Here is a 25598-nt window from a genome sequence, read left to right on the forward strand (position 1 = left end):
CTGTGCGTAAGGTTGTCTATAAAGATGAAGAAACAGGTAAGATTTTCACCTTTATAACCAATCATTTTCATTGGTCAGCCAATACTATTGCAGGTATTTACAGACAGCGATGGCAAGTTGAATTGTTCTTTAAGTGGATTAAGCAAAACCTAAAAATAAAAACATTCATTGGCACCTCTATGAATGCTGTTATCACACAAATTATGGTCGCACTTTGCACTTACCTTATGCTTGCTTGGATGAAGTTTACATTCAACTTGAAACAAAGCCCGATGCAAATTATTCGATTGCTACAAATGAATTTGTTCGTGAGTAGAAACTTGATGGAAATCTTCAAGCCTCCCGAACAAAAACTTGAAAATACGAATCAATTGGGGTGGAAGTTTTGAATACAAATCTAAGTGGGACAGCAGTGGGTCAGAGCCCTTTTTATAAATAACCAACACATCTTCGTACCTTCCCCTTTATCCAAACCTATGTATTTTCAGGTAATTTTTCCGCAATGATAGTTGTCACCACCAAAATAAAACCACCCAATACCATCATGGATGTGGTTGCAGCCACCCCCATACTCACTGCAAAAGTATACACAGCCGTAGCCGTCAACATTGCCGTATTTTCAAAGAAATGTTGCACTGCAACCGCATGCCCGCTACCCACCGATTGATGCCCAATATCTTGCAATACCGCATTCACCGGCACAACAAACAAACCACCGCACAAACCTGCAACAAACAACAACGCCCGCGCTACGTTAACATCATCCACCAACATCAAAGCCAAAATACTTAAACCCAAAGCATAAGCTGCAAATCGCACCCGCCTTAATTGGTGCATGGGGATGATTTTAGGGGCTAAAAGTGCGCCGCATGCAATGCCCAGCGCAATAAACAATGAAAGCAGTGAAATATCTTCAGTGGTGGACAATAACAACACCACAGGCGCCCAAGCAATAATAATGAGACGCAAGGATACTGCCGATGCCCAAAACAAACTCACACCCAAAGTGGAAAAACGTGCTCTAGGGTTGGAAAGTAAGGTGGTCACTGTTGCCTTAAAACTACCCAAGGCACCCTTGGCTTCTTTTTTATGTGCCGCAGGCAGCTTGGACATCAACAACGCCACCACAGCCGAGACGGTGTATAAACTTAACACAAAAAGCAGTGCCATATGAATGGAATAATCCGCAACCTTCGCACCAACCACCGTGCCCACCAAAATCGCAACAATGGTGCTGCCTTCTACCCAGCCATTACCCTTCATTAAATCATCATCATTATCCACAAGCTCAGGTAGAATCCCATACTTAGCAGGGCTGTATGTCGCAGCCCCGACACCCACCACAGCATAAGCAATTAAAGGCTCCATACCCAACAGCAACATCAATGCGCCCACACCTTTAATGATATTGGCTAACATCAACACTTTGGGTTTGGAATGAGTATCGGCAAACGTGCCCACCCAAGGGGCTAACACCACAAATGCCACCAAAAAACAACCTTGAAGCGCAGGCACATACCAATCACCTTGCAATGCACCTTGCATCACCATCGCCACCGCCACAAACAACATCGCATTGTCTGCCATTGCCGTTAAAAATTGGGCAGTAAGCAGCTTACGAATATCTTTATTCATTACCCGCCAACATCTTCTCAGCCAATGCTTGCGCTGCCACATAATGAATTTTACCCGTACCCAACAGTGGTATCTCAGAGGTATACAAATATGTTTTAGGCACATTTAACTCATTAATGCCATGTTCTTTAACATATGCCACCAAATCCTTGCGACTTGGTGATTCTAGGGTACTCATCAGCACAACTTTCTCACCCTTACCCACATCAGGAAAAGCCAGTGCCACATGTTCATGCTCAGACCAACAGTGTTTACATAATTCTTCCACTGCCGTGAGTGAAATCATTTCTCCTGCCACTTTGGCAAATCGTTTGGCTCTGCCTTGAATATGTACAAAACCTTCATTATCCACTTCAACAATGTCACCCGTGTCATACCAACCGTCTTTGGGTGGTTGAATTTCACTCGGATTATCATGCAACAAATAACCTTTCATCACATTGGGTGCTTTCACAAACAACCGACCACCTTTGGGAATACCTGGAATATGCTCCAATTTGTATTCAATGCTGGGCATAAATCGCCCCACAGTGCCCAGCTTAAAATGCATGGGCGTGTTCACCGATAAGATTGGGCTGGTTTCCGTGGCACCGTACCCTTCCAGCAGACGCACACCAAACTTCTCCATCCACAAATCGCGTGTTTCCTGTTGTAACTTTTCAGCACCTGCTACAGCATATTTCATGGTATAAAAATCATAAGGATGCGCATATTTTGCGTATGCTGCTAAAAAGACATTGGTACCAAAAATGATGGTTGCATTGATATCATAGGCCATTTCAGGGATAATACGATAATGCAGTGGCGAAGGGTAAAAGAATGTTTTGATACCATTTAAAGTGGTTAACATGGTGCCTGCCGTTAGCCCGAAAGAGTGAAACATAGGCAGTGCATTCAAACACACATCATTTTCATTAAATGAAATACTAGCACGTACTTGCTCCACATTTGCCAAGATATTTTGATGTGAAAGCACCACGCCCTTGGGCACACCTTCTGAGCCCGACGTAAACAATACCACTGCTGCATCATTTGGTTTCACATGTTTAATCAACCTGCGAATACCCAAACTTGGGAATTTCGCCATCACCAAACCTTTCAGCTTATGAACTATATTCAGGTTTTCTTTCAGGTCTTCCAAATAAACAACTTCAGCTTTGGTGGCAATCGCAGCGATAAGTTCATCCAACTCTGCCAATTCAATAAACTTCTTCGATGTTATCACCGTGCTCACACTGGCAGTTTTTAGCGCAGCAAGCACAGCTTTCTCACCTGCTGAAAAGTTCAACATAGCTGGAATAAGCCCGCGTGCCTGCATAGCAAAAAAGGTTAAAAAGCAACCATTGGCATTGGGTAACATCAAACCAACACGCTCACCCTTTTGCAACGACTTGGGCAACAGTTGCTGTAAAACCATGCTGCGCGTAAAAATATCTGCATAATGCAACGGTGTACGCTCCAAATCTTCAATCACCTCATGTTTTTTACCGTGAATCACAGCCGCATCGAGTAAACTATCCCAAAGCCGTTGTTTATAGTTGGACGATTGAAACACCATGTCCCGCATAATATCCGCCAGCTGCTCCCCTGCTTTATGCCTACGTTCACGGCTACTTATACCTTCAGGAAAAACCATGTTTGTTGGCGGTAAAATGGTTAAGGAAATTTGCGGAAACCAACGCAATTTAGCCTGTCCTTGCATACGTGAAAGATGAGAGTACTGCGCTCCCTGAATGCACACGGGAAGTATAGTCGCGTCTGCTTTATCCGCCACCATACCAGAGCCTGGATATACCTTCATCAATGAACCCGTAGAAGTAATTCTACCTTCAGGAAATACCACAACTCTGTGCCCTTCTTTGACATGCTGAATCAAACTTTTCATCGCCATAGGATCGCTATGATCAATGGCAAATAATGACACAATACGTTTAACGGGTGCCATCCACCATTTATTATAATATTGCCCATGTATTGCAAAGCTGACTTTGATGGGTAAAAACAATGTTAATAAAATACCATCTAAGAATGATGTATGGTTTGCTACAATAAGGGCGCGTTCATCTAGGTCTTTAAGATGCTCCAAACCTATCACTTTCACCTTAAACACCTGTTTTAATAATATCTTAGCAAAAAACATCAACAATCTCATACATCACCTCCCTCAATGTTAAAACGGACCAATAAAGTTTGCACAATATCTTTGATGTGCAAACCATCATCATCCAACTTGTTCAGCAGTGTTAGGGTACAAATCCCATGTACGCCCGCCCATAACGCCCTCGCCTCTAAGGCAATGTCTTGATTAGACTTATCAGGATAGGCGCATTTCAACTGTTCTTCAAGCAGACGAAACAATTGTGCCCTATGTTTTTGATATATTTCAGGAAGCTCTACATCATCAGGCAAACGATGCTCAAACAAAGTCTGCCAGCGATTTGTTTCTTGCAATGCATAATCCACATAACGCATCACCATGGCTTCAATCGCCGCATGACAATGTGTCGCATCTTGCACCGCTGCACGTAAATATTTCTCCAAAGCCAACAATGAGCGCATATTGACTTCAAAAATAAGCAAATCCATGCTCTTAAATACTTGGTATAATGTACCTACAGCATAACCCATTTCTTTGGCAATATGTCTTGCATTCATCCCCTGCATGCCATGCTCAACAATACACTGCTCAGCAACATCAATCGCCAGCTGCCTGATTTCTTCACGCGTATGTTTTCCTCTTGCCATAAGATCCTCTCAAAGTGAACGCTGTTCATACCACCGGAACAGTAAAGTGAACACTGTTCATTATGTCAAGCGAAAAAAGTCAGGCTAGTCTAGTTTAGCCTGACTTTTTTATTTCTAAAAGGATGTTATCCGCGAAGTTCTGCTTTAAACTTCGTTGCCATTGCATCAATTACTGCTTGCATCACCTTGTCTGAATCCTCTTGTGTCAGTGTACGTTTGGCATCTTGTAATACAAAACGAATACCCAAACTCACCTTACCTTCAGGCACACCTTGACCATCATACAAATCAAAAATAGAGGCATCAACCAGCTGCTGCCCACAAGCTTTACGCACAGTTTGTAGAATAACATCGGAAGTGACACCCTTATCAAACAGAAACACCAGATCGCGTTCAATCGATGGAAACTCGGGAATAGGCTGGAACTTGGCTTTTTTGCCCGTGTGTAATACATCCAAATTGATGGATGCCACAAACACATCATCGGATAAATCAAAACCACCCGCCAAATCACCATCCACTTTACCGACATAACCCGCTACGGATTTACCAATAAAAATCTTTGCTGTTTGCCCTGCTTGTAAACCTTGCACATCATCATCTGCCATAAAACGCGCCGTTAAACCGCGCCCTTGCAACCATGATTCAATCGCACCTTTCAAATCAAAGAAATCAGCTTTTCGAGACTTCGCATACCAAGTATCTTGCTGCACATCACCCGTCATCAACCAAGCCAACATATTGGTTTCTGTATGTTCATCAAGCGGACCCGTATAAATTCGACCTTGCTCAACCAATGCCACACCTGTTTGCTGACGGTTCATATTGTATTTTGCCGTATTCAACAAACTTGGAAACATCGAACGACGCATCACGCTCATGGCTTCAGAAATCGGATTGGGTAATATCAAATCTTTATCATCAACAGGTACAAATAAACGCTGCTCATCTTTTGAGATAAAAGCATAATTAATCACTTGCACAAAACCCAAACGCACTGCATCAGCAATACCTGTATCCACCTTACTTGGTTGAATAGTTGTCAACGGTGGTAACACTGCAGGGATATTGTCAAAACCAATCACACGTGCATATTCTTCAGAAATATCTTCTGCCAACCGCACATCAGGTCTATGACTGGGTACACTAAAGTTTAAAATATCCCCATCATGTTCAATACCAAAACCCATACGTTCCAGCACTGCATCTGCCGTTTTAGGCACTTCAATGCCAAGACGTGATTCAATGCGCTGCATATTCACTTTTATTTGCGTGTCTTTAATTAAACTATCCGCATCACCTACGGCTGTAGTTTTGCTAACTTGGCCACCAAACAAACTCACAATCATTTGTGCTACTTGATCCATAGCAACCGCAATCATGGCAGGATCAACGCCCCGCTCAAAACGCATGGATGAATCCGATACCAAACCGCAAGTGCGCCGCGTAATACTAATGCGCGCAGGTCTAAAGGCTGCGGATTCCAAGATGATATTGCTGGTTTTTTCAGTCACACCCGTAGGTTCTGAACCCATAATACCCGCCAAAGCAATCACATGGGCATCATCAGCTATCACCAAGTCTTCAGCCTGAAGGCTCACTTCTTTGCCTTCTAAAGAGGTAAACGTTTCGCCTGCTTTGGCTAAACGCACAGTAATGCTTCCATCCAGTGTGTCCGCATCAAAAGCATGCATGGGTTGCCCCAAATCCAACATGGTATAGTTAATCACATCCACCACGCCATTAATCGGACGCAAACCCGCTGCAATTAAACGTGTTTGCAACCATTCAGGTGAATCAACCACTTTCACCCCTTCAATGCGGCAAGCCGTATACAATGTGCAATCTTCACTGGCTGTAACCGCAACAGTCGGCGCAACCACACTATCATCGGTTGTTACAACTTCATCACCAGGCTCAATCAACGGCAGAGCATAATCTGCTGCCAAATCTCTTGCGATACCTCTTAGACTCATGCAATCACCGCGGTTGGGTGTAATGTCCAAGTCCAATACCGCTTCTTCAAGCTCGAGGTATTCACCAACTTCTTCGCCTACGGGAGCATCTTTGGGTAGAATCAACAAACCATCTGCATCTTCAGCCAAACCAAGTTCAGCTTCCGAGCAGCACATGCCAAAGCTAACCTCACCACGGATTTTACCTTTTTTAATTTTTAAACCATTGGGTAAACTCGTACCTACAGTGGCAACGGGTACTTTATCGCCTTCCACCATATTCGATGCACCACATACAATGGCAAGATGGTCAACATCACCCAAATCAATTTTAAGCAGTTTCAATTTGTCTGCATCAGGATGTGGTTTCATTTCCACGATATGACCCACGCGAACGCCTTTCACACCAGCACGCGGTGTTTCAATACCTTCAACTTCATGCCCCAAACGTACCAAATCATCAGCAACATCTTGCGGTGTTTTTTCAATGGGGCAATGCTCTTTTAACCAAGAAAATGGAATTTTCATCTACTTAGCCCCCATTCTGCGTAAGAATCGCACATCGTTTTCAAAGAATAATCGCAAATCAGGAATACCATGTTTTAGCATCACCAAACGCTCCACGCCCAAACCAAAGGCAAATCCAGAATATATACTGCTATCAATACCCACCGCTTTCAGCACATTGGGGTGAATCATACCGCTGCCCAACACTTCAATCCAACCGCTGCCTTTACAAATACGGCAACCTTTGTGATTGCAAAATACACAACCAATATCTACTTCCGCAGAAGGCTCTGTAAACGGGAAATAATGGGGGCGCAAACGAATCGGTACATCTTTTTCAAAATAAGCTGACAAGAAATGTTGTAGCACACCTTTTAAATGCGCCAGCGATACATCTTTATCCACCTTAAACACTTCAACCTGATGAAACATAGGTGAATGGGTCACATCATAATCACAACGATAAACACGCCCCGCTGCTACTACCGCAAGTGGCGGTTCACCACCTGCATCCACACAAGCTTGCATAGCACGAATTTGTACGGGTGAAGTATGCGTGCGCAATAATTTTGTATCGGCGGTGCCTTCAATATCAAAGAAAAAGGTATCATGGTTGGCACGCGCAGGATGTTCTGCAGGAATATTTAAAGCATCGAAGTTATGAAATTCATCTTCAATTTCAGGACCTTCCGCCAGCGCAAAACCCATTTGAGAGAATATAGCCGTCATTTCATGCAAACCCTGCTGCACAGGATGAAGTGCGCCGGGCGTTGACGTGCGTCCAGACAAGGTTACATCAATACGCTCTGCATCAATACGCGCTTCTTTTTCTTTGCTCGCCAATAAAGATTCAGCTTTATCCAAAGCTTCCGCCAATGCATTTTTGGTCGCATTTACAAACTGACCAATCACAGGTCTATCTTGCGGTGGTAACTTACCCACGCCTTTAAGCACACTGGTCAGTTCACCTTTTTTACCCAAATAAGCCACACGCAAGGCTTGCAATGCTTTTAAATCAGCTGCATCTGCAAACAAAGCCAACGCTTTCTCTTGCAGCGCTTGTAGCTGTGCTTTTAAAGAATCAATCTCACTCATACGTTAAACCTCTGTTTAGCTGTGATGAATTGCCTACTCTCAAGGCAAGAAGTTTACCCCTTGTGGGTACCGCGCACTATGCGGTTCAAAAAAGTTTTGCACAAACAAAAATGGCAGAGTCATTACGACCCTGCCATTCTCCAATCGAACATCCGACATCTGTCGGGAATATTTATTGAATGTTTGCTTTAGCCGTTGCTGCAAGTTGCGCAAACGCTTCTGCATCACGAACTGCGATATCAGCAAGAACTTTACGATCTAGCGTGATACCAGCTTGGGTTAAACCAAACATGAAACGTGAATAGCTTAAACCATTCAAACGTGCTGCCGCATTGATGCGAACAATCCACAAACTGCGGAAATCACGTTTTTTAACTTTACGGTCACGGTACGCATACTGGCGACCTTTATCTACCGCTTGAGTAGCTACACGGAAACAGCTCTTACGACGACCGTAATAACCTTTTGCAGCTTTAATAACTTTCTTATGACGAGCATGCGCCTGAACACCTGATTTTACGCGAGGCATATCTTTCTCCTATCTACTAACTTATGCGCCGGGAATCAAACGATTCAAAGCTTTAACATCTGATGGTGCAACTAAAGTTGTACCACGGAATCCACGAATACGCTTCGGCGATTTTTTAGTCAAAATGTGTTGAGCGTTTGCTTTATTACGCTTCCATTTGCCGCTTCCTGTTTTAGAAAAACGTTTTGCAGCACCACTGTGTGTTTTCATCTTAGGCATTGTGTACCAACCTCTATTTCTTCAACGGATTAATGATCATAATCATTTGCCGTCCTTCCATGTTAGGCATTTTTTCAGGTTTGCCCAATTCCTTTACTTCTTCAGCAATATGTTCCAATTGCTCACGTCCTTGCCCCGTATACGCCATTTCGCGACCACGAAAACGCAAAGACACTTTAACTTTGTTACCTTCTGACAAGAACTTACGAACATTTCTAAGCTTTACATCCAAATCATGTTGGTCAGTGGTGGCGCGAACCTTCACTTCCTTCACTTGAATCACATGTTGCTTTTTCTTTGCTTCGTTCGCTTTTTTGCTTTGGTCGTACTTATACTTGCCATAATCCATAATTTTGCAGACAGGCGGCTTGGCATTGGGTGACATCATAATGAGATCCAGCCCAACTTCTTCTGCTTTTGCAATAGCCTCATGGCGTTTCAAAACACCAATTTGTTCTCCGTCATGACCAATAACACGAACTTCTGGAGCTTCAATGTCATGGTTCACTGCTAATTCTTTCTTGGCGATAAGTACTCTCCTTGCCAGCTTACGTTTTTTCCAGCTTCCCTGTTACAGGTACTGATTTTTCATATTTTGCATCTCTGCAATCCATGAATCCACAGATTGTACACCTAAGTTATCACCACTTCGGGTACGCACAGATACAGTGTTTTCCTCTTTTTCACGCTCACCCACCACTAAAATGAAGGGTACACGCTGCAAAGTGTGGGCGCGCACCTTATAGCCGACTTTCTCATTACGCAAGTCCGATTCTACTCTAAAGCCTGCAAGCCGCATTTTTTCAGTGATTTCTTGAACATAATTTGACTGTGAATCCGAGATATTACACACCACAACTTGTGTTGGCGCAAGCCAAAATGGGAATTTACCCGCATGTTCTTCAATCAAAATACCGATAAACCGCTCTAATGAGCCCAAGATTGCCCTGTGCAACATCACTGGCACATGTTTTTTGTCATCAGCACCAATATACTCTGCATCCAGACGACCTGGCATAGAGAAGTCCACTTGAATCGTACCGCATTGCCAAACACGCCCCAAACAGTCCTTGAGCGAGAACTCAATCTTAGGGCCATAAAATGCCCCTTCACCAGGGTTTAAACCATATTCAATACCCTTAGACTTCAAAGCCTCGTGCAAAGATGACTCAGCCTTATCCCACTGCTCATCTGTACCCACACGTTTTTCAGGGCGGTCAGACAAGAAGATAATGACCTCTTCAAAACCAAATTTCTTGTATGTTTCATACACCAAGTCGATAAATGTACCGACTTCATCTTGAATTTGCTCTTCTGCACAGAAAATATGCGCATCATCCTGTACAAAGTTACGCAAACGCATCAAACCATGCAATGTACCCGATGGTTCATTACGATGACATGAGCCGAACTCAGCCAAACGCAGTGGCAAATCACGATATGAATGTAAATTCTGATTGAACACCTGAATATGGCAAGGGCAGTTCATGGGTTTAATCGCATATTCACGGTTTTCTGTGCTGGTGGTAAACATATCCTCACGGAACTTTTCCCAATGCCCGGACTTTTCCCAAAGTTTTCTATCTACAACCTGTGGTGTTTTGATTTCTTGGTAGCCATTATCACGCATGATGGAACGAATTTCATTCTCAACAACCTGCCAAATATTCCAACCTTTAGGGTGCCAGAAAATCATACCTGGCGCTTCTTCTTGAAGATGGAACAAGTCCAATTGTTTAGCTAACTTGCGATGGTCGCGTTTCTCGGCTTCTTCCAATCGATGCAAATAGGCTTTTAGGTCATCTTTAGATGACCAAGCCGTGCCATAAATACGGTGAAGCTGCTCATTTTCCGCATTACCTTCCCAATATGCACCGGACACTTTCATCAATTTAAAATGTTTAAGCTTAGAAGTGTTAGGCACATGTGGACCACGACATAAGTCGCCCCATTCACCTTGTTTGTAAATACTAACTTCTTCGCCTTCAGGAATACGACCAATCAACAATGCTTTGTATTTTTCGCCAATGTTTTCAAAATGCGCAATCGCATCATCACGCTGCCAAACTTCACGCACAATCGGAAGTTTACGTTTGGCAATTTCTTTCATTTTCTTTTCAATGACTTTTAAATCATCCGGTGTAAAAGCGCGCTCAAAAGCAAAATCGTAGTAGAAACCATCTTCAATCACAGGACCAATCGTCACTTGCGCAGCAGGAAACACTTCTTGCACTGCCATGGCTAATAAATGTGCGGTAGAGTGACGAATCACTTCCAAGGCTTCATCAGACTTTTCAGTAATCAAAGCAACACTATCGCCATCAGATAAGGCGTATGACAAATCAACAACATCGCCGTTCACTTTCGCTGCAATCACAGCCCTTGCTAACCCTTCGCCAATATCCATGGCTAAATCGAATGCTGTTGCACCATCGTTTAAGGTTCGTGTAGAGCCATCTGGCAATTGGATATTCATAAAAAAGCTCTACTCCTTGCGTCCTACAAAAAATGGTAGGCTCGGGCGGTTTCGAACCGCCGACCCCCACCATGTCAAGGTGGTGCTCTACCCCTGAGCTACGAGCCTAAATCAATCAACCTGCAGTGTGCAGGGCTGCGCATTGTAAGAACAAGCCTCCACAAGGCAAGCCTTACTTCACAGTGTTCGACAACCACCTTTTCCAAACTTAAAAAACGACCGAAAGCCTACTGTCTTTTTACACGACAAAAGGCTTACGCAAAACACCTCGAAAACTTTATTTTTATTATTTGCTTTTAAGGTTAAACACACCTTCCCAATCGTCAGGCGGTGGTGTTTGCGTATAAGTCTTCAAACGATTCACCATGACATCATAAAGCCCACATTCAGGGTTTTCTACATACAAGATGCTCATCGCCTGCAGGGCATCTTCATATTGACCATGCATCATCAAACTCCAAGCTTGTTCATAAGCCCTACTTTCTTGTATTTGCGCTTGTGTCACCTCGCTCCTCATCCCAATTGGTTGATATAAATCTACAGGCTGAGAGCGCCCAACCACACGAACCCGGTCAACAAAACGCGCGGACACCTCGTTACGCACCAACACATACGTGTCCTTGCTCATCAAAATAGGTACACGGTAAACTTTACATACACCTTCAAGGCGTGCTGCCAAATTCACATGGTCACCCATAATGGTATAATTCATACTCGATTGTGTTCCCATATTCCCCACAACCATAGGCCCAGAGTTGATGCCAATACGCACATGTACTTCTGGTAAACCCTCTTCTTTCCATTCCTCACGCAACAAAGTCAACTTCTTTTGCTGTTCCAACGCTGCAACGACACAACGCACGGCGTGATCTTCAAGGTCAATGGGCGCACCAAAAAATGAGATAATGGCATCACCTTCATATTTATCGATTGTTCCTTTTTGCGCCAGAAGAATATCACTCATAGCCGTAAGATAACGGTTTAAAAATGCGACCAACTCCGATGGCGTTAATTTCTCCGAAAAAGTTGAAAATGAAGCAATATCTGAGAAAAAAGCTGTTAAATGTTTTTCTTCACCACCCAGCTTCAAGGCATCAGGGTTTTTTGCTAAATTCTCTACCACAGACGGTGCCAAATAATGTGAAAAAGCATCATGAATAAAAGCGCGTTTTCTCGACTCGATAATATAACCAAACAATGCTGTAGGTAATGTTGCCAACAATACGCCAATAATAAGATAGGTTTCTTGAATCCAAATATTTTGTGCCGTAAACATCCACTGCGAAAAAACCATTATCAACAGCGGAATACCTATAATACTCAACCCTTGCACCAAAGGAGGGCGATGATATACCAAATAACCAGCCAACATGCTCAATAATAACACAGCCAACAACTCCAAAACTTCTACTGAAATTGGTCTGCGCAATTCTTCGCCATTCAAAATATTAGCAATCGCAACCGCATGCCCTTCTACCCCTGGAAACACCGAATCAAATGGTGTGGGTCGATAATCATAAACACCAATGGCTGTCACACCAAAAATAACAATTCTATCTCTAAGCTCATCACCCTTTAAACGATCATACAAAATATCTGCAGCTGAAATATGCTTAAATGTACGTCCTGGCCCATAATGATTAAGCAACATATTACCGCGCTCATCGGTCTGCATAGACAATGGCCCTAACTGAACTTCTTCTACACCAGCTTCGCCCACGACAACAGCCATGCCCGGCCAATCCAAATACATACGTAAGGTTTGCATAGCCATACTGGGGTACACAAAACCATCCATTTCAGCCATCAATGGGATACGGCGCACCGTACCGTCAGAATCAGGAAAGAAGTTAAAAAAACCAATCGCATCTGCCGCCTGCGTAATACGCGGTAAGTTCCCTTCAATGGCAGCAATATGCGGCATGCTCAACATGGCTTCTTTACTAAACTTCGATATCATCGCCAACGATTGCATCAATTCAGCTTCAGCAGGCATTTGTTTTAAAACCAATTCAGGCACATCTGCACCTTGCGGATAAAAGAAGTAACCAGGCACCAACTTATCTTTATATTTTTTAATGACAGCTTCAAGCTCACCATCCACATCACCCCATTGGCGATGCTGTTTTAACCATGCTAAATGATTCAAAGTATAAGGGTCATCTGCTACTGCTGTACGCAAAACGCGTATGGCTTCATCTACTTTATTCACCTGTTTTTCTGAGAACACAATATCAAAACCCAAGGCTTTTGCACCGTATTTTCCTACAGCTTTATCAACCACTTGCGCAATCAAATCCCGAGACCACGGCCAACGCCCCACTTCGGCAAGCGAATTATCATCCACCGCAATAATAACAACTCTAGGATCGGCAGGGATAGGTCCTCTAGCCTGAAAACGAAAGTCCAAGGATTTCATTTCAAATTGTTCTAAAGCATTGGGTTTAATAATCACAAGAGAAAAAGCAACACATGACATCAGCACAACCAGCGGCATACCCAGCCACTTCGCATGTTGCTCAATAAATTTCGTAATGGACTGAAGCAAGAAGCCCTCCTAGCAGCATAAAACCATGCTATTGCAAAGCTTAACGTAGCTGTTCAATTCCTTCTCTTCAAGTTTTCACTGTAAAAACAGCTTATTACGCACTAAGAAGATTGTGTATCAACGCCCACTCATTTGACGTAATCTTGCTTTTATTTTGCACAAAGCCGCAATTAAAGCATCTACCGTTGTTTCATCATGCTCCAAACCGAAACTCACACGCAGACTACTTCTCGCCTGTTGTTCAGGCAAACCCATTGCCAGCAAAACATGTGATGGTTCACGTTTACCTGATGAACATGCTGAGCCCGAAGCCACGGCAAACCCCATCAAATCCATTTGCATTAATAATGTTTCACCCTCTAACCCTGGCACACAAAACATACTGGTGTTTGCCGTGCGTTGATGGGTTTGACCAAAAATACAAACATCAGGTAATGCCGCCAACAACTTGCTTTCAAACAAGTCACGCAAATGTTGAATAGGCGCATAATCCTGTTGCCCAAGTGCTGCTGCAAAACCAGAAACACCAACAACATTTTCGGTGCCTGAACGACGACCTCGTTCTTGCCCACCCCCTATCATCAAGGACTCCAATGACACACCTCGACGCATCACCAATGCCCCTACACCACGAGGGCCACCAATTTTATGCGCTGAGAAACTGACAAAATCAGCATCCAATTGTTGAAGATTGATTTCAAATTTACCCAAAGCTTGTACGGCATCTACAAAAAATGAAATGCCACGCTCACGGCAATGTTTACTCACTTCAAACACAGGCTGAATCACACCCGTTTCATTGTTGACCCACATCAAACAAGCCAACTTTGTATCATCTTGACATGCTGCCATAAAAGTTTCCACATCAATGCGTCCACCTTTATCGGGTTTCACCAGAGTGAATGACCAATCAGAATAACGCATGCACCACTGCTCCACAGCCTGCAATACTGCAGGGTGTTCAATAGCAGACAGGACAATATGCCCTGACTTTGCGCCTGCAACCATACCCTGAATCACCATATTGTTGGACTCTGTGCCACCGGAAGTAAAAACAACACTACCAGCATCCACTGCAAAATACTGGGCAATCGTATCTCTAGCATCATCCAATTTACGCCGCGCATTGCGCCCTGCCCAATGTAGGCTGGATGGGTTGCCAAACGCTGTTTCCACAACATCCTGCATCGCAACGGTTACTTGGGGCAACTGTGGGCATGTGGCATTATAATCAAGGTAAATGTGTTTGTTTTGAAATGTCATGCCCGCACCCTAGTGGTGCATCAAAGTTTTTTCGACTGCCTTTAATGTATGCATATAGTTTTTATCATCACAAACATCTTGTATGGTGACGGTTTCAAGGAAAAAATTGATATGGTGACCCAATGCTGTCCATAAGTTATGCGTATCACAGCGGCTTCCACGATGACAACCTTCAGTTTCCAACTTGCACATCGTTGTTTGAATGGTTTCATTCACTGCATGCATAATATCTGCAATGGTAATCTCATGGGTTGGTTTTGCTAAACGATAACCGCCACCAGGGCCGCGCACCGAATCAACCAAACCATTTTCCCTAAGCTTACGAAACAACTGCTCCAAATACGATAAGGAAATATATTGCCTTTCAGAAATAGATGACAAGGTAATCGGCCCTTCATCTTGGTGCCCTGCCAAATCTACCATGGCGGATACTGCGTACCGCCCTTTGCTCGTTAATTGCATGGTTCACATACCTCCATGATTTTATTTTTGATGCCGAATTCTGGTATACCTGAGCAAATTAGTCAAGTATAGTGCGTACCCACCTTTTGACCTTGTAGCCAATAAAAGCAACACTTAGCCCATGCGACCTGCAACATTAATCATAAACCTTCAACACTTGGCTTGGAACTACCACCTATTGCAAAAACATGCAGGGGAAACCAATATCATGGCAGTGGTTAAAGCCAATGCCTATGGTCACGGGCTATTACCTATCGCAAACACCTTATACCAAGAAGGCTGCCGAAATTTTGCTGTAACAGATGCTTATGAAGGTGAAACATTACGCAGTGAAATACCACAGGATAGCAATATTGTGTTATTTTCAGGTGTTTTTGATGCTGAGGATGCCGCTTTATGTCAAAAATATGCACTTACCCCGGTGATCGCATTACCCGAACAACTCACCTTGCTTCATTGCGCTGGTTTCACAGGTAAACTTTGGCTTAAGGTAGACACTGGCATGTCACGTATTGGCGCAACATCACCACAAACCCTGATTAAACAAATCCCACCTTCCATGCGACTTGCTGGCATGATGTCTCACCTTGCATGTGCTGATGAACCTAAACATGCGCTCAACCAACAACAAATCAAACAATTCAAAACCCTTCAACAAACCATACAAGCACCCGCATACAGCTTGTTTAATAGCGCTGGTCTGATTGCTTTTGCACAACATATCAACACGGATATTGCCCGCCCTGGACTCGCACTTTATGGCATAGAACCGATAGCTTCCAAAGCTTTAGGGCTTAAACCTATCATGCAACTGCGTAGCCAAGTCATGCAAATAAGAGACATTCAAAAAGGGGAAACCGTATCTTACGGCGCTACATGGTCAGCACCACAAGATATGCGTATCGCGATTGTTGCATTAGGTTATGCTGATGGTTTACCAAGATTATTATCCAACCAAGGGCAAGCTTGGATACATGGTCAGCTATTACCAATCGTTGGCCGTGTTTGCATGGACTATTGTATGCTCGCTATAAACCAACATCATGTGCAAGTGGGTGATGAAGTTGTGTTCTTTGGATACCATGATGGTCAACCCTCAGCCAACCACGTCGCTACACAGTGCCAAACCATCAGTTATGAGCTGTTCACGCAAATTCCTTCGCGTGTACCGCGAACCTATGTTAAGGAGTAAACCATGAGCCAAGACAATATTGAATCGACTTTAGAAGAAACCCGTATATTTAACCCGCCAGCATCGGATAGTTCTTTTGCTTCATTAGCAGATAGACAAGCTTTATGCGATAAGTTTGAGGCTGATTTTGAAGGTACTTGGGGCAACTTGGCAAAAACCGAACTCACGTGGCAAAAACCATTTACCACTGTGCTCAACAGCGACAAACCACCATTTTATAAATGGTTTGAAGATGGCAACATCAACCTTTCGGAAAACTGTATCGACAGGCATGTGACAAATGGGTTTGGTGCACGTACGGCTATTATTTGGGAAGGTGAACCCGGCGATGTCCGCCATATTTCGTATGCAGAACTATTGCGTGAGGTGAGCAAAGCAGCCAATGGTTTGAAAGCGTTAGGCATCAACAAGGGTGACCGCGTGGTGATTTATATGCCTATGGTTCCTGAAGCTGCATTTGCCATGTTGGCTTGTGCGCGTATTGGTGCCACTCACTCGGTAGTCTTTGGTGGTTTTTCCGCCCAAGCCCTTAAAGACCGTATTGAAGACGCAGGTGCAAAACTGGTCATTACCGCCGATGGTGGTTATCGCCGTGGCAAAGTGTTTAATCTTAAAGACAGCGTAGATACAGCCACCCAAGAAGGCTGCGCAAGCCTTGAACATGTCTTGGTGGTTAAACGTGGCAACAATGCTATCACATGGCATGAAAAAGATGTGTGGTGGCATGAGTTGTGTGATAAACAATCTGAAAACTGTGAACCCACCACCATTGAAGCTGAACACCCTCTGTTTATCCTTTATACCTCAGGCTCCACGGGCAAACCCAAAGGTATTGTGCATAGCACAGGCGGTTATTTGCTTTGGGCACATCTCACCATGTTGTATAGCTTTGATTTCAAAGCTGAGTCTGATGTATTTTGGTGTACTGCCGATGTGGGTTGGATTACAGGGCATTCCTATTCCGTGTATGGGCCACTATCCAATGGCGGCACGACCGTGATGTATGAAGGTACACCCACCTATCCCGATGCAGGTCGGTTTTGGAAAATTTGCCAAGACCATCAAGTATCCATTTTTTATACCGCGCCCACAGCTATTCGCGCGTTAAATAAAGCAGGTGATAAATTCCCCAATGCTTATGACTTATCCAAGTTGCGCGTATTGGGTACAGTGGGTGAACCCATTAACCCCGAGGCATGGATGTGGTACCATGAAGTGATTGGTGGTGGTCGTTGCCCCATTGTGGACACATGGTGGCAGACCGAAACAGGTGGGCACATGCTTGCACCCATGCCATTTGCCGTACCCACCAAACCAGGCTCTGCCACACTGCCTTTGCCAGGTGTATTTGCTGACATTGTTGATGAAACAGGTGAGACAGTGGCTCAAGGCGGTGGTTTATTGGTGCTCACCAAACCTTGGCCATCTATGCTCAGAGGCATCTGGGGTGATGATGCCCGTTTTGTTGAGACTTATTGGCAGGATTTTGCTGACCAAGCTTATTATTTGGCGGGAGATAGCGCGCGTAAAGATGAAGATGGTTATTTCTGGATTATGGGGCGGGTGGATGATGTGTTGAATGTATCAGGACACCGTTTGGGCACCATGGAAATTGAATCAGCATTGGTCTCCCATGATGCTGTCGCAGAAGCTGCGGTAGTGGGTCGCCCTGATGACATCAAAGGCGAGGGCATCTTTGCTTTTGTTATTCTTAAAGTGGATGCCAGTGAAACATTGGAACAAGAACTTCGCACCCATGTTGCCAAAGAGATTGGTGCTATCGCTAAACCTGATGTGATTCGTTTTACAGATAATTTACCTAAAACACGTTCAGGTAAAATTATGCGCCGCTTACTCAGGGACATTGCCGCAGGTCGTGACATCACTTCAGATATTTCCACCTTGGAAGACCAGTCTGTCATCGCCCAGCTTCAAGGTAAATTACAAGGTAAAGGGCTATCGTAACCGAACACTCGGTTTATCATGCGCCCATTGCCAAACCTTCGGCGGTGGGTCGTGTGTATTTATCTGTCTCTGGTGTATTACTGCTTTTATTGATTGCATGGCATTATTCCATTCAAGTGACAGCACATAATACCGCACGAAATCAAGTCACCTCATGGTTACAAAACATGGGCGCAAGCGCAGAACACGTTGATTTCCGCATGTTGCGCGGCGCATTAACCATCAACAATATCAAAGCGACCTATTTGGGTGGTGATTTGTTTATTCAACAACTTTTCATCAAAGGAAACCCCGCATCTATCACTAGTGAACACCCCTTATTACAGCAAGTGGTTATCAATCATGCATCGTATGATGCAAGTGGGATCAACAAAACATGGCAACCCCAACACATGACTTTTCCTGATACACTGGCACGTATTTTTTATCATGCAAAACGTGTGCAACTTATCCAAAGTGACATCAAACAGACTTTTGGCATGCCCAAATTTTTGATTAAACAGCTCACGGTATCTGGCTCACCCAATCAACGCCATATCACAGCGCAAGGCTCTTTAGGCAACACCACCAACACATGGCAAATGAATAGTATTGTACCAACACAAAACCAACAGCAAACTGGACATATCATCGCCCAATACCAAGACATCACCAGTGATATCAACTGGACAGGTTTTTGGCTTACAAAAAACCTTAAAATACATGTACAACAACAGCGTCAAAACAAATCACTGCAACTCAACATCAACCAAGAAGATAATCAATGGCGCACACAATTTACGGCAAATGCTTGGGACATTGTACGCCCCGATTTACAAACCAGCATTACAGGTCAGGGTGAGATTATCAAACAAGGCAAAACATGGGTAATCAACAGCCCCAAGCTTTCCTTGACCGATACCAGTCTTCATGCCTTACAAAGTGAAATCACCAAAAGCACCGTGCATGATGTTCATATCAATACCGCCAAGCAACGCATAGCCATCGACAGTCTACTCATTCAAGATGCCACATTCACCATAGACACATACAGCACAATCCAGTTGGATAATGGATGGCATATCAATCTCGATAATATCAGCCTGCTTGATATACACCCCACATTACGCGTACAAAACGCACCCATCACATTTCCAGCACTTAATGGTTATGCTAAAATAAAGAATAACCAACTTGAATTTGATGTATCAGGACAAAGTGCCAACGAACAATTCGTGCGTATAAAAAGTCAGGATGGCAACATTCATCTCACAGCCAAAGAAGTGCCGCTGCGTTTGCTGCGAAACCTGCTGCCTAAACCATTGCAAGAAAAAGCTTTAACCTTACAAGGTGATACCCAGCTTCAGCTTACCATAAAACCTTGGCAACAATGGCAAACAACGGGGAAAGTCAACATACACAATATGCACCTTGCATCGAAGAACCAAGCATTTAAGGCTGCTACATTCGATTTGCACATTCAACATGCCGACCTACAAGGTGTTCAACAAGCGACAGCTACCGCCAGTCAGTGGATGATGCAGCTGCCGCTTACCCCCCGCCAAGCATGGGGCACACCATCTCATTTAGAGAATTGGATGCGCATTCCGTGGCAACTACAAAATATTCAACTTCAAGATGGTCGCATTAATATCGGCGGTGAACAGCCATGGTTTAACCAAGCCAACCTGTATATTTCCAACTGGCAAACCAAAAATACCAGCTTAACTTTTCAAAGTGACTTTGGGTTATCCAAACTCAATGCCACCATGTTACTGCAACCTGATGCACAGCACATGATGCAGTGGAAAAAGATTCAATTATCCATACAACATGCCAATATGTTTACATTATCACCTTGGTTATCTTTTTCGGGCATGCCTACGCTCAACAAAGGTCAATTCAGCATCCAAATGCAAGCAACTAAAAAAACTAACATTCAAGGGACAGCTAAACTTTTGTTTAGCCATTTACAATTCACCGCATTAAATACACAAGATGACTTCCTACTACAAGCAACGGGGCAAACAGGGCAAAGCATTATTCAACACCTCAGTCGCAATCATCAAATTTCCTACCAACTCAATTTTCAAGGCGAAGCAACACAAGATTTAGGGCAGGTCATCGGTCAAGCTCTATTGCAAGCAACCATGAACAAACTTAGTCATACACAAAATCCTAAGCCCCATAACGAACAGAGAAAAGTTTTAGGCAGTATTCGTATCCATCAAAATGACCCCCTATCCCACAATGAACGGACTCGCTTACGCCAAATGATAAAACGAGCCAAAAGACATGGCTGGCATGTCGAACTGCTACCCGACTTAGGTACATCCGAGCTCACCTCACAACTCAAAATACAATCCTATCAAACACAGGCGCTTATCAAACATTTTATGTCCAAACGCGGCATAAAACCACAAAACATCTATCTTATTGCCGCCCAGAACAAACACCACAGCACAAGCAGCACGGCTTCCATTCATATTCATTTGGTGAAATAAGAGCTCTTAAGAACAAAGTGTAAGGAAAAGCTTGCAACCCAAGCCCAATCACACTAGAAATCGCACCTCTGAAAAAAGCAGCTTATTATTTACCTGCTTCTTTTGATTGGCTCGATAGCTCAGTCGGTAGAGCAAGGGATTGAAAATCCCTGTGTCCCTGGTTCGATTCCAGGTCGAGCCACCATATAAATAAAGGGATTACAGAAATGTAGTCCCTTTTTTATTTGCTTTTTGGTCAACAAATGGTCAAATGGTGCAATGGCAAGCATATCAAAACAAGGTCCTTATTAGTGGCGTGTTCGGATTACACGTAAAAGTTATCCCCTTTAATCAAAAACATTTGAAACCCATGCCGATGCTCAGGCTTGGGCGCAACTATCGAGTCGGAAATCACCCGGAAAAAGCGCAGCCCCCAACCCGAACATAGTAGAATTAATAGCATCTCAAAACTTGAAAATTTCTCATATGCACCTAGCAAATATTCCAGGGTAGAACCCCTCAATTTTTATACGATGTAAAGCACATGGCTTGTAAAAAACAATGTGCTTTATAACTATGACAAACTCTGGTTAGGCTTATTTCTTACAGCCCTGTTTATTTCCGCCATGGTATTTTAAGTACATGTGCCATAAGGCTGCCACAATGAATGGTGTGGACAGGGTTACCATAAATATTTCAAAGCTATTTAGTTTATCCATAAAACATCCCTCACTTTTTTATTTTATATGCCCGATTATGTATTGAGCATAGTGAACACTTATTTTTTCTCAACCTTAGAATATACCTGTCAACCAACAAAACTATAATCAAAACGCCAATATTTTCCTGATTTTAAAACAAGCAAATACAGCCCTTCTCCATCTGTTAGCTTAATTTGCGACTTACCTTCAGGAAGTTTCACTGCACAAATTTTCACATCTGGAAGCATATTATCACCCCATTTCCTCCCCTGTTTGGGAATATTTTTTAATGATTTTTCATGGACTTACAGATATAAAAAACCAAGAAGTGACGGTATATTTTCGTGCCATACTGTCCAATATAGATTTATACCGTCAAATATACCGTCATTTTTGTAAGATGTTCACAACCAGCATAAGACAACATAGGCTACAAGGTCAAGAAAAAAGCCGCTAAACACTAGGCTTAACGGCTTATATTGGATGCTGATAGATATTGAAATGGTGGAGCCTAGCGGGATCGAACCGCTGACCTCCACACTGCCAGTGTGGCGCTCTCCCAGCTGAGCTAAGGCCCCATTTTGCGCAGCGGATGGACTTCACGCCAGCAAAAGTGAGCCGCATTTAGCCATGTGCTTTGTTTTGTGTCAACATACGCCCATCTTTATTGTCGAGGTTTGTTGTGAAACTGTTTCAACGCATATTATCTGCTGATTGTGATACACCTGTATCTTTGTTTGCCCGTTTACGCGGCGCACATAACTGCTTTTTATTTGAAAGTGCTGAGGGTGGTGAGCATTGGGGAAGATACAGTATTATCGGCTTCGATCCAGCACAAATCGCCATTGAAAAAGAAAATGGTTTAATGATTCAACACCGTGATGGTAGCGAGCAATATTTTGCTGCTGGCGATATGCTGACTTGGATTCGTAATACGGTGATCAAACAACCCAAAATTGAAGCCCATGACTTGCCTTTTACGGGCGGTGCTGTGGGTTATTTTTCTTATGACATTATTCACCGCTTTGAGCCTGGTGTTGAACAACAAAACACCAATGCGCAAGTGGTTGCAGCATATATGTTGGTTGATCGTTTTGTGGTCGTTGATAATCTCAAAGGCATTGTACACTTATGCGCACTTGAAAAAGACGCACATCAAGCGCAACAAGTGTTGGATACCATAGAAGCAACCTTAGCAAATCATCCAACACCTGCACCATTTCACCCTGCTGCTGTAACCGATGCCAAGCTAAACATTCCGCCATCCAGCGTCAGCCAAACCGAATATGAAACCATGGTAGAAACAGCCAAAGAATATATTTTGGCAGGTGATATTTTTCAGGTTGTGGTATCCCAACGTTTTAGCCAGCCCCTCAATGTTGACCCCTTAAACCTTTACCGCGCTATTCGCCACATCAACCCTTCACCTTACTTGTTTTATATGCACATCCAAGATGTGACCTTGATTGGTTCATCTCCTGAAATCTTGGTGCGCAAAGAAGGTAATAAAGCTATTGTTCGACCCATTGCTGGCACACGTCCGCGCGGCAAAACAAGCCAAGAAGATACGATGTTGGAACAAGAACTGTTGGCGGATACCAAAGAAATAGCCGAACATGTAATGTTGGTCGACTTAGGACGCAATGATTTGGGCAGAGTAAGTCAATTTGGTTCAGTTAAGGTCACCGATTCCATGGCAATTGAGCGCTATTCACATGTGATGCATATTGTGTCTCAAGTTGAGGGGGAGTTACGTGATGATGTAGACGCTTTGGACTTACTCGCGGCAACCTTTCCAGCAGGCACACTTTCTGGCGCACCGAAAATAAGAGCTATGCAAATCATTGATGAACTTGAAGGGCAACCGAGAGGAGCATACGGTGGCTGCATTGGGCATATCTCTTTTGGTGGTGAAAACATGGATACTGCGATTATCATTCGCACCGCAGTGATTGAAGATGATATGTTACATGTGCAAGCAGGTGCTGGTTTGGTGGCTGATTCTGTACCCACCAATGAGTACCAAGAGTGTGTAAACAAAGCTTCAGCTATGTTTAGGGCCGTCGCCCTAGCATCAGCACAGACTTCCTCTGCACAAAGCAACGGAGAAAAATCATGAGTTCGGCAACATTGGTTATTGATAACTACGATTCTTTCACATTTAATCTGGTGCAATATTTGGGTGAATTGGGCGATACCCCCCATGTGTTCCGCAATGATAAAATCAGCATTGCCGAGATTGAAACTTTGAATCCATCGCGCATTCTGATTTCACCAGGGCCTTGTACTCCTGCCGAAGCTGGGATTTCCAAAAGCGTGATTGAAACTTTTTCAGGAAAATTACCTATTTTAGGCGTATGTCTTGGGCATCAATCCATTGGCGAAGTCTTTGGTGGCAAAGTGATTCGTGCACCACGTTTGATGCACGGCAAGGTCAGCCCTATTGAACATGATGAATCGGGTATTTTTAAAGGTTTACCTACCCCATTTACAGCAACACGTTACCATTCCTTGATTGTGCAAGAACCATTACCTGAAAGTTTAATTCGCACCGCCTGGACAGCAGAAGGAGAACTCATGGGACTGCGGCATAAAGAACACCCCACTTTTGGGCTACAATTTCATCCTGAGTCCATACTCACCGAACATGGACACACCATGCTCAAAAACTTTTTGGAGTTATAATCATGCCTAAAGTGCGCAAACACTACAACATCCAACAAGCAATTTCTGACACCCAGAAAGGCATACCTTTAAGTGCAGCACAAGCTGAAACTGTCTTTAATGAAATCATGCAAGGCGAAGCCACCCCCGCCCAAATCGGCGCATTGTTAATGGGGTTAAGCATCCGTGGCGAAACCCCTGAATTGGTTGCAGGTGCAGCGCGTGCCATGCGCAGTGCGGCAACTAAAATCAAACCCAAAGCTACGGGACTATTAGATACTTGTGGTACAGGCGGCGATGGTGCATCAACGTTTAATATCTCCACCACGGTTGCCATTGTCTTGGCGGCATGTGGTGTACCTGTTGCTAAACATGGTAACCGCGCCATTTCTTCCAAGTCGGGTAGTGCCGATGTGCTGGAAGCTTTGGGTGTAAAATTAGATATTTCACCTGAACAGGTGGCAGCATGCGTGGATGAAGTGGGCATTGGTTTCTTGTTTGCACCCCAATGTCACCCTGCCATGAAATATGCAGGCCCTGTTCGCCGAGAAATGGGGGTACGTTCCGTGTTTAACCTTCTCGGCCCCTTAACCAACCCTGCGGGTGCAGAATATCAAATCTTAGGCGTATTTGGTGAAGAAAAGTTAGACCTTGTGGCAGGAGCATTATCCCAACTGGGTACCCAACGTGCATTAATTGTGCATGGCAGAGATGGTCTTGATGAAATTACCACCACAACCATCACGGATGCCGTATGGGTAGAAAATGGCACAACCCACCGCTTTGAAATTGATCCTGCTGCATTTGGTATGCCTTATGCCACACCCCAAGCTTTAGAAGGTGGTGATGCTTCATTTAATGCGGAAGTGATTAAACATATCCTTGCAGGTGTACAAGGTGCAGGGCGTGATATTGTACTCTTAAACAGTGCTGCAGCCCTTTGGGTAGCCGGCAAAGTAGATAGTATTGCCGACGGATTAGGCTTGGCTGCGCAAACGATTGATGATGGCAAAGCCACTGCCACTTTGGATGCGTTAATTGCATTCACCAATAAATAATAATGAACCGCAGAGGGCGCGAAGGTACGCAGAGTTCTTATAAGAGGGTTACCACAATAACTAACATAGATCTGAATCTACATTTCATTCCCTCTGCGAAACTCTGCGTCCTCTGTAGTTCA

The 25598-nt window shown here is 43.8% G+C and carries 20 protein-coding genes and 3 tRNA genes; 8 read left to right on the forward strand and 15 right to left on the reverse strand.

Going from position 1 to position 25598, the window contains the following annotated elements; all coding sequences use genetic code 11:
* Positions 1-389: IS4 family transposase (locus DM09_RS00005; RefSeq protein ID WP_038246457.1), on the forward strand; the 389-nt coding region annotated here is incomplete at its 5' end.
* An 85-nt stretch (positions 390-474) separates the two neighbouring features.
* Here the strand turns inward: DM09_RS00005 and lplT are convergent.
* The 13 genes from lplT to DM09_RS00070 form a co-directional block, all read right to left on the reverse strand.
* Positions 475-1635 carry a lysophospholipid transporter LplT gene (gene lplT, locus DM09_RS00010; RefSeq protein ID WP_038246460.1) on the reverse strand — a complete coding sequence of 387 codons (1161 nt, stop codon included), beginning with the start codon at positions 1633-1635 and terminating at the stop codon, positions 475-477.
* Positions 1628-3787: an AMP-binding protein gene (locus DM09_RS00015; protein WP_051937828.1), complete on the reverse strand. Its 2160-nt coding sequence runs from the start codon at positions 3785-3787 to the stop codon at positions 1628-1630. The genes lplT and DM09_RS00015 overlap by 8 nt, the downstream gene beginning before the upstream one ends.
* Positions 3784-4380 (reverse strand): TetR/AcrR family transcriptional regulator, encoded by a 597-nt coding sequence (locus tag DM09_RS00020; RefSeq protein ID WP_038246462.1) that lies wholly within the window; start codon positions 4378-4380, stop codon positions 3784-3786. The genes DM09_RS00015 and DM09_RS00020 overlap by 4 nt, the downstream gene beginning before the upstream one ends.
* Before the next feature lie 125 nt (positions 4381-4505).
* Positions 4506-6863, reverse strand: coding sequence for a phenylalanine--tRNA ligase subunit beta (gene pheT, locus DM09_RS00025; protein ID WP_038246463.1), 2358 nt, complete (start codon positions 6861-6863; stop codon positions 4506-4508).
* Positions 6864-7937, reverse strand: coding sequence for a phenylalanine--tRNA ligase subunit alpha (gene pheS / locus DM09_RS00030; protein WP_038246467.1), 1074 nt, complete (start codon positions 7935-7937; stop codon positions 6864-6866). It lies immediately after the preceding gene.
* A gap of 172 nt (positions 7938-8109) precedes the next feature.
* Positions 8110-8466, reverse strand: coding sequence for a 50S ribosomal protein L20 (rplT, locus tag DM09_RS00035; RefSeq protein ID WP_038246469.1), 357 nt, complete (start codon positions 8464-8466; stop codon positions 8110-8112).
* A gap of 21 nt (positions 8467-8487) precedes the next feature.
* Positions 8488-8685: a 50S ribosomal protein L35 gene (rpmI, locus tag DM09_RS00040; protein ID WP_038246473.1), complete on the reverse strand. Its 198-nt coding sequence runs from the start codon at positions 8683-8685 to the stop codon at positions 8488-8490.
* 13 nt (positions 8686-8698) lie between these two features.
* Positions 8699-9232, reverse strand: coding sequence for a translation initiation factor IF-3 (gene infC / locus DM09_RS00045; protein WP_051937830.1), 534 nt, complete (start codon positions 9230-9232; stop codon positions 8699-8701).
* A gap of 24 nt (positions 9233-9256) precedes the next feature.
* On the reverse strand, positions 9257-11161 hold the full coding sequence (gene thrS, locus DM09_RS00050; protein ID WP_038246478.1) for a threonine--tRNA ligase: 1905 nt from the start codon (positions 11159-11161) through the stop codon (positions 9257-9259).
* A gap of 33 nt (positions 11162-11194) precedes the next feature.
* Positions 11195-11269: transfer RNA gene (locus tag DM09_RS00055), tRNA-Val, on the reverse strand.
* A 178-nt stretch (positions 11270-11447) separates the two neighbouring features.
* Positions 11448-13709 (reverse strand): CHASE2 domain-containing protein, encoded by a 2262-nt coding sequence (locus DM09_RS00060; protein WP_038246482.1) that lies wholly within the window; start codon positions 13707-13709, stop codon positions 11448-11450.
* Between the two features lie 117 nt (positions 13710-13826).
* Positions 13827-14972 (reverse strand): cysteine desulfurase family protein, encoded by a 1146-nt coding sequence (locus DM09_RS00065; protein WP_038246484.1) that lies wholly within the window; start codon positions 14970-14972, stop codon positions 13827-13829.
* Between the two features lie 9 nt (positions 14973-14981).
* Entirely contained in the window at positions 14982-15434 is a 453-nt protein-coding gene (locus tag DM09_RS00070; protein ID WP_038246487.1) for an Rrf2 family transcriptional regulator, read from the reverse strand.
* 121 nt (positions 15435-15555) lie between these two features.
* Here DM09_RS00070 and alr point away from each other — a divergent pair, with 121 nt between their 5' ends.
* The 4 genes from alr (at position 15556) to DM09_RS00090 (ending at position 21258) form a co-directional block, all read left to right on the forward strand.
* Positions 15556-16626: an alanine racemase gene (alr, locus tag DM09_RS00075; protein WP_038246489.1), complete on the forward strand. Its 1071-nt coding sequence runs from the start codon at positions 15556-15558 to the stop codon at positions 16624-16626.
* Between the two features lie 3 nt (positions 16627-16629).
* Positions 16630-18591, forward strand: a complete 1962-nt coding sequence (gene acs / locus DM09_RS00080; RefSeq protein ID WP_038246492.1) for an acetate--CoA ligase — start codon at positions 16630-16632, stop codon at positions 18589-18591.
* A 53-nt stretch (positions 18592-18644) separates the two neighbouring features.
* The gene (locus DM09_RS00085) at positions 18645-21074 is read left to right on the forward strand and encodes a hypothetical protein (RefSeq protein WP_038246494.1); all 2430 of its coding nucleotides are present in this window, start codon (positions 18645-18647) and stop codon (positions 21072-21074) included.
* Between the two features lie 108 nt (positions 21075-21182).
* A tRNA-Phe gene (locus DM09_RS00090) sits at positions 21183-21258 on the forward strand.
* A gap of 603 nt (positions 21259-21861) precedes the next feature.
* On the opposite strand, the gene DM09_RS11445 is transcribed toward DM09_RS00090, so the two are convergent.
* Positions 21862-22002 carry an Arm DNA-binding domain-containing protein gene (locus DM09_RS11445; protein WP_198401630.1) on the reverse strand — a complete coding sequence of 47 codons (141 nt, stop codon included), beginning with the start codon at positions 22000-22002 and terminating at the stop codon, positions 21862-21864.
* A 254-nt stretch (positions 22003-22256) separates the two neighbouring features.
* Positions 22257-22332 (reverse strand) — tRNA-Ala (locus DM09_RS00095).
* Between the two features lie 104 nt (positions 22333-22436).
* Between DM09_RS00095 and trpE the strand changes: the two genes are divergently transcribed.
* Genes trpE through trpD form a run of 3 tightly spaced genes read left to right on the forward strand, consistent with a single transcriptional unit; the run spans position 22437 to position 25476 of the window.
* A complete protein-coding gene (trpE, locus tag DM09_RS00100; RefSeq protein ID WP_038246497.1) occupies positions 22437-23873 on the forward strand; it encodes an anthranilate synthase component I in 1437 nt (478 codons plus the stop codon).
* Positions 23870-24439 carry an anthranilate synthase component II gene (locus tag DM09_RS00105; protein ID WP_038246500.1) on the forward strand — a complete coding sequence of 190 codons (570 nt, stop codon included), beginning with the start codon at positions 23870-23872 and terminating at the stop codon, positions 24437-24439. The genes trpE and DM09_RS00105 overlap by 4 nt, the downstream gene beginning before the upstream one ends.
* A 2-nt stretch (positions 24440-24441) precedes the next feature.
* A complete protein-coding gene (gene trpD, locus DM09_RS00110; protein ID WP_038246502.1) occupies positions 24442-25476 on the forward strand; it encodes an anthranilate phosphoribosyltransferase in 1035 nt (344 codons plus the stop codon).
* Positions 25477-25598: the final 122 nt, after the last annotated feature.

The sequence above is a fragment of the Ghiorsea bivora genome (assembly GCF_000744415.1).
Taxonomy (GTDB): Bacteria; Pseudomonadota; Zetaproteobacteria; order Mariprofundales; family Mariprofundaceae; genus Ghiorsea; species Ghiorsea bivora.

Coding starts and splice junctions, on each gene's coding strand:
- lplT (WP_038246460.1), bottom strand. CDS start 1,635: ATGAATAAAGATATTCGTAAGCTGCTTACTGCCCAATTTTTAACGGCA.
- DM09_RS00015 (WP_051937828.1), bottom strand. CDS start 3,787: ATGAGATTGTTGATGTTTTTTGCTAAGATATTATTAAAACAGGTGTTT.
- DM09_RS00020 (WP_038246462.1), bottom strand. CDS start 4,380: ATGGCAAGAGGAAAACATACGCGTGAAGAAATCAGGCAGCTGGCGATT.
- pheT (WP_038246463.1), bottom strand. CDS start 6,863: ATGAAAATTCCATTTTCTTGGTTAAAAGAGCATTGCCCCATTGAAAAA.
- pheS (WP_038246467.1), bottom strand. CDS start 7,937: ATGAGTGAGATTGATTCTTTAAAAGCACAGCTACAAGCGCTGCAAGAG.
- rplT (WP_038246469.1), bottom strand. CDS start 8,466: ATGCCTCGCGTAAAATCAGGTGTTCAGGCGCATGCTCGTCATAAGAAA.
- rpmI (WP_038246473.1), bottom strand. CDS start 8,685: ATGCCTAAGATGAAAACACACAGTGGTGCTGCAAAACGTTTTTCTAAA.
- thrS (WP_038246478.1), bottom strand. CDS start 11,161: ATGAATATCCAATTGCCAGATGGCTCTACACGAACCTTAAACGATGGT.
- DM09_RS00065 (WP_038246484.1), bottom strand. CDS start 14,972: ATGACATTTCAAAACAAACACATTTACCTTGATTATAATGCCACATGC.
- DM09_RS00070 (WP_038246487.1), bottom strand. CDS start 15,434: ATGCAATTAACGAGCAAAGGGCGGTACGCAGTATCCGCCATGGTAGAT.
- alr (WP_038246489.1), top strand. CDS start 15,556: ATGCGACCTGCAACATTAATCATAAACCTTCAACACTTGGCTTGGAAC.
- acs (WP_038246492.1), top strand. CDS start 16,630: ATGAGCCAAGACAATATTGAATCGACTTTAGAAGAAACCCGTATATTT.
- DM09_RS11445 (WP_198401630.1), bottom strand. CDS start 22,002: ATGCTTCCAGATGTGAAAATTTGTGCAGTGAAACTTCCTGAAGGTAAG.
- DM09_RS00105 (WP_038246500.1), top strand. CDS start 23,870: ATGAGTTCGGCAACATTGGTTATTGATAACTACGATTCTTTCACATTT.
- trpD (WP_038246502.1), top strand. CDS start 24,442: ATGCCTAAAGTGCGCAAACACTACAACATCCAACAAGCAATTTCTGAC.